General features: G+C 61.3%; 4 protein-coding genes. 2 read left to right on the top strand and 2 right to left on the bottom strand.

Going from position 1 to position 4,708, the window contains the following annotated elements; genetic code table 11:
* Positions 1-54: 54 nt before the first annotated feature.
* A complete protein-coding gene (locus tag CEC48_RS30530; RefSeq protein WP_088427213.1) occupies positions 55-1,635 on the bottom strand; it encodes a rhodanese-related sulfurtransferase in 1,581 nt (526 codons plus the stop codon).
* Complete coding sequence (locus tag CEC48_RS30535; RefSeq protein ID WP_088427214.1) at positions 1,632-2,255, bottom strand: cysteine dioxygenase; 624 nt, start codon at positions 2,253-2,255, stop codon at positions 1,632-1,634. The genes CEC48_RS30530 and CEC48_RS30535 overlap by 4 nt, the downstream gene beginning before the upstream one ends.
* A gap of 219 nt (positions 2,256-2,474) precedes the next feature.
* Between CEC48_RS30535 and CEC48_RS30540 the strand changes: the two genes are divergently transcribed.
* Positions 2,475-3,380 (top strand): LysR family transcriptional regulator, encoded by a 906-nt coding sequence (locus CEC48_RS30540; protein WP_088427215.1) that lies wholly within the window; start codon positions 2,475-2,477, stop codon positions 3,378-3,380.
* Positions 3,381-3,605: 225 nt separating this feature from the next.
* Complete coding sequence (locus tag CEC48_RS30545; RefSeq protein ID WP_088427216.1) at positions 3,606-4,400, top strand: class II aldolase/adducin family protein; 795 nt, start codon at positions 3,606-3,608, stop codon at positions 4,398-4,400.
* Positions 4,401-4,708 lie beyond the last annotated feature (308 nt).

The raw sequence follows: 4,708 nt of genomic DNA on the forward strand, positions 1-4,708 counted from the left end.
GAGGGGGCGGGCGTTCAGTAAAACGCCCCGGCAAGCGTTGCCGGGGCGAGGGTTTTAGATCACATAAAAACCATGGGTGCCGTCGCGGGCCAACTGGTCCACCAAGCCGAACTCCCAGTCCAGGTAGGCCTGCATGGCCTCCCTCGGGTTGTCGGTGCCTTCATACGGGCGGCGGTAGCGGTCGATGCGCGGCGAGGCAAGGCGGGTTTCACCTTCCTCCAGTGGCAGTTGCGCGGCGATCCAACTGGCGGTGCCGTCTTGCAGCAGGAACACTTGCTTGCCGGTCAGCGCCTCGACTTCAGCCACCGCCAGGCGCGCCAGTTGGCTGCTGCCGCAGGTCAATACGTAGCGTTGGGCGGCAGGCACCTTGCGCAAGACTTCCGGCAGTTGTGCACGCAACGCCCACCAGGCACCGGGGATATGGCGCTTGACGTAGTTGGCGCTGGCGGTGAAATCCAGTACGGCGGTGTCACCGTGGGTTTGCCATTGCGCCAGGGTGTGCGGGCTGATCAGTTCGGCCTGTTGCGGTGCCGGAACGGGCGCGACCCAGGCACCCTGTTCGCTGAAGTGCGCGGGTTGCAGGTCATCCAGCACATACACTTCCCAACCCAGTTGCGCGAGCCAGGACGCAGACATATTCGCCCGCACGCCGTCGTCATCCGCCAGCACCAGGCGGGCGCCACGTACGCTGGCGACGTGATCGGTTTCCTGTACCAGTTGGCCGCCGGGTGTGGAGCGCGCACCGGGCAGGTGGCCGGCTTCGAATTCTTGGGGGGTGCGTACGTCGAACAGGTAAGTGGTGCGGGCGGCTTCCTGCTGCCAGCGTTGCAGGTCAGCCAGGGTGGCGCGGCCTACGCGGGCCTTGTCGGCAACTTGGCGGGCGTCCCTGGCGGCGACCTGGCGATGTTCTTCTGAAGTCGGCGCAAAGCGGCGGGCCTGGCCATGTTGCAGCTTTTGCCCGGCAAGGGTCCAGCCGATGGTGCCGTTGCGCAGGGCGGACACCGGGTTGGCGATGCCGGCATTGATCAGCGACTGGGTGCCGATGATGCTGCGGGTGCGCCCGGCGCAATTGACGATGATGCGGGTGGCTGGGTCCGGTGCCAGTTCACGGGCGCGCAGCACCAGTTCGGCGCCGGGCACGCTGATGCCGGTGGGAATGCTCATGGTCTGGTATTCATCAAAGCGGCGGGCGTCGAGCACCACCACGTCGGCGTTGCTGTCGAGCAATGCCTGCACTTCTTCAGCGGCCAGGGACGGCGTGTGGCGCTGGCTTTCCACCAGTTCGCCAAAGGATTTGCTCGGCACGTTGACGTCGATAAACAGCTCGCCGCCGGCGTTGCGCCAACCGTCCAGGCCGCCTTCCAGCAGGCTGACTTCGGTGTAGCCGAGCGCCTGCAAGCGCCGGGCGGCGATCTGCGCCAGGCCTTCACCGTTGTCGTACACGGTTACCTGGGTATCCAGGCGTGGAATGCGCGAGTACACCTCCAGCTCCAGTTTCGACAGCGGGATATTCGCGGCGAACAGTGGGTGGGATTGCGCGAAGGGCGCTTCTTCACGCACATCCACGAGGGCGACTTCTTCGTGGTCCAACAGGGCCTGGCGAATCTGGGCGAAGGTGCGGTTCGATGCAGTCATAGGGCAGGGCTCTCTTTGGGCAAGGCATCTTTGGACAAATCCCAAATGTTCGGGAGAAAAGCGTTGGAGTAACCGGAGATAAACAGTTTCTCGCTGCCGTCTGGCTGGTACACGGCGCGGCGTACCGCACCGATATTGGCGCCGTACACATGAATGCTGATGGACACCTGGTCGCTGAAGGCATTGCTGACTTGATGGATGTCACCGATCTTCGGCGACACGGCTTCCACCTGGCCCGGTTCCAGCTGAATGCGCTTGCCGTCGGCGATCAATGCACCCTCGGCGTTACGTTCAAAGCCCTGGGAATACTCGGAGCCACGCAGCATGCCGATCAGCCCCCACACCCGATGGTCATGGATCGGCGTGGTTTGCCCCGGCCCCCACACAAAGCTGACGATGCTGAAGCGCTGGCGCGAATCGGCGTGCAACAGGAACTGCTGATAACGCTCGGGGTTGGGTTGGGCAAACTCGTCCGGTAGCCAGTCGTCATGGCTGACCAGTTGCGCCAGCAGCTTGCCGCCGCGGTGCAGCAGGTCGCCTTCGCGAGGGTTGCCGTCGATCAATTCCGCCAGGGCGCCAATGAATGCTCTGAGTCTCTGCGGGTGTCGGGCCTGGGTCATGACAATTCCATCGTGGGTGGTTCGTGGTGATGGGTTTATCTAAGCATAATGTTTATAGTTAATATGCTATTTTTTAATGATTAGGTTATAGCGGAAAGTAATTTAGAACCGGTTTGAATAGCGTTAGACGTTATCGAACGGGCGGTGGGCTATCCAGTCATCGGGAATGGAACTATGCTTTTCACACATCTTAATGACTGTTCTCTATGTGCGGCCCAAATGAAAATTGACGATATCGATGCCTTTGTCGAAGTGATTCGTTGCCAGTCCATCAGCCATGCCGCCGAGTCGTTGCAACTGACCCAGCCGGCCATCACCCGTCGCGTGCAGAACTTCGAGCAGGCGCTGGGGGTGGAGTTGTTCGACCGCAACACCAAGCCGCTCAAGCCTACTTTGATCGGTACGCGGGTGTATGAACAGTGCCGTTCGATCCTTCGGGAAATGGACGCCCTGCGCGAACTGGTCGCCACCGACGCGCCACCCACCGGCCTGCTGCGCCTGGGCGTGCCGCAAACCATTGGCGACGTGGTGCTGCTGGACGCCCTCAAGCACCTGCGCAATGAATACCCCGAGTTGCGTGCCCAGGTGGCTACCGGTTGGGGCAGCCAACTGGTGGGCAAGATCGAGCGTGGCGAACTGGACGCAGCAGCGGCGCTGTTCCCGGCGGGCAAGATCTTCCCCGACAACATCGTCGGCGAGTCCATCGGCAAGATGGAACTGGTGGTGGTGTGCGCCAAGGGCCAACTGCCGAAAAAACCGTGCAAGCTGGCGGATGTGTACCAGAGTGGCTGGATCCTCAACCCGGATGGCTGTGGCTTCCGCGCGGGGCTGCAACGTACCCTGTCAGACCAGGGCCTGGCGTTGCGGGTCAACCTGGAGACCTTCGGCACCGAGCTGCAACTGGGCCTGGTGGCTGACGGCCTGGGCCTTGGCCTGGTGCCACGCCCGCTGCTGGAGCGCAGTGCCCATCGCGATCAATTGGCGGCCATGCCGTTGAAGGATTTCAAGCCGGTGATGGACCTGTGGCTGATCTACCCGCACTTCCTCGGCAACCTGCAAGGGCCGGTGGATGCCTTTGGCAAGTGGGTGGCGGCGTCGTTGCACAAGATCCGGAATGCGGCGTGATATGACTCCGACCTTGTAGGAGCGAGCTTGCTCGCGAAAAACGCAATGGCACCGCGCTCATCCAGGTTGCCAGCGTTATCGTTGACGACCTTCGCGAGCAAGCCCGCTCCCACAGTGATATGAAAAAAAATAATAATTAGCTTAGATTAAAATGTGCTTTTTATTATTTTTGGCCATCCCCTAGGCTTGTCTGGAAGTCCTTAAGGCCATCCAGGAAGTTTTGCCATGAGCAGCGTCACCTCGATCTCCAGTGTCTCGAACAACGTCCGCCAGCGGGTTACCCCGCAAGAGTGGGAGGTGCGCGTCAAACTGGCGGCGGCCTATCGGCTGGCCGCCTTGTACAAGTGGACCGACCACATCTACACCCACTTCTCCGCCCGCGTGCCGGGGCCTGAGGAGCATTTCCTGATCAATGCCTTTGGGCTGTTGTTCGATGAGATCAGCGCTTCCAACCTGGTCAAGGTGGACATCGACGGGACGATCGTCGATGACCCTACCGGCCTGGGTATCAACTACGCGGGCTATGTGATCCATAGCGCTATCCATGCGGCCCGTCATGACCTGCAAGCGGTGCTGCATACGCATACTCGCGACGGTATTGCGGTGTCGGCGCAGAAGGATGGGTTGTTGCCGATCTCTCAGCATTCCATCGGGTTCTCAGGGCGCGTGGCGTATCACGGGTATGAGGGCGTGGCGCTCGATCTGGATGAGCGTGAGCGGCTGGTGGCGGACCTGGGGGACAAGAGCGTGATGATCTTGCGTAACCACGGGTTGCTGACGGCTGGGGTGAGTGTCGAGCATGCGTTTCAGCAACTGCAGGGGTTGGAGCGGGCGTGCAATATCCAGATTGCGGCGCAGGCGGGGGGGAATGCCGAGCTGATCTTTCCGCCGGCGGAGGTGGTGGCCAGGGTTGAGAAGCAGGCTGAGGTGTTTAAAAGCGGGGAGGGGCCGGGGGTGGTGCGGCATTGGAATGCGTTGATTCGGCAGTTGGAGCGCAGCGATACCGATTACAAGCTCTAACGCTGGGGATTCGATCTTCCATCTTGGGGGGACATATCCGTTATTTTTGTTATGGCCGCTATTGGTTCCGCTCTTACAGCGGGTCACTTTTGAAAGGAGCCCAAAAGTAACCAAAAGGCTCTTGCCCCACCACTCGGCACCTCGCTTGGGCTCGGTGTGCCCTCAACTCCGGTAGCACGAAGCGGGCCGCCGCGACGGGGCGTCCCTGCCCCGTCGCGGCTAAACCGGCGTCCTGCCGGTTTACCCGCTCCGTACTACCTGCGTTCGGCCAGCGTGGTTTAACGGGGCGCCTAAGATCAAGATCAAAA

This window comes from Pseudomonas sp. K2I15 (assembly GCF_002204795.1).
Classification (GTDB): domain Bacteria; phylum Pseudomonadota; class Gammaproteobacteria; order Pseudomonadales; family Pseudomonadaceae; genus Aquipseudomonas.

Excerpts from the sequence above, each read along its gene's own strand:
- CEC48_RS30545 (WP_088427216.1), top strand. The coding sequence starts at position 3,606 with ATGAGCAGCGTCACCTCGATCTCCAGTGTCTCGAACAACGTCCGCCAG.
- CEC48_RS30530 (WP_088427213.1), bottom strand. The coding sequence starts at position 1,635 with ATGACTGCATCGAACCGCACCTTCGCCCAGATTCGCCAGGCCCTGTTG.
- CEC48_RS30535 (WP_088427214.1), bottom strand. The coding sequence starts at position 2,255 with ATGACCCAGGCCCGACACCCGCAGAGACTCAGAGCATTCATTGGCGCC.
- CEC48_RS30540 (WP_088427215.1), top strand. The coding sequence starts at position 2,475 with ATGAAAATTGACGATATCGATGCCTTTGTCGAAGTGATTCGTTGCCAG.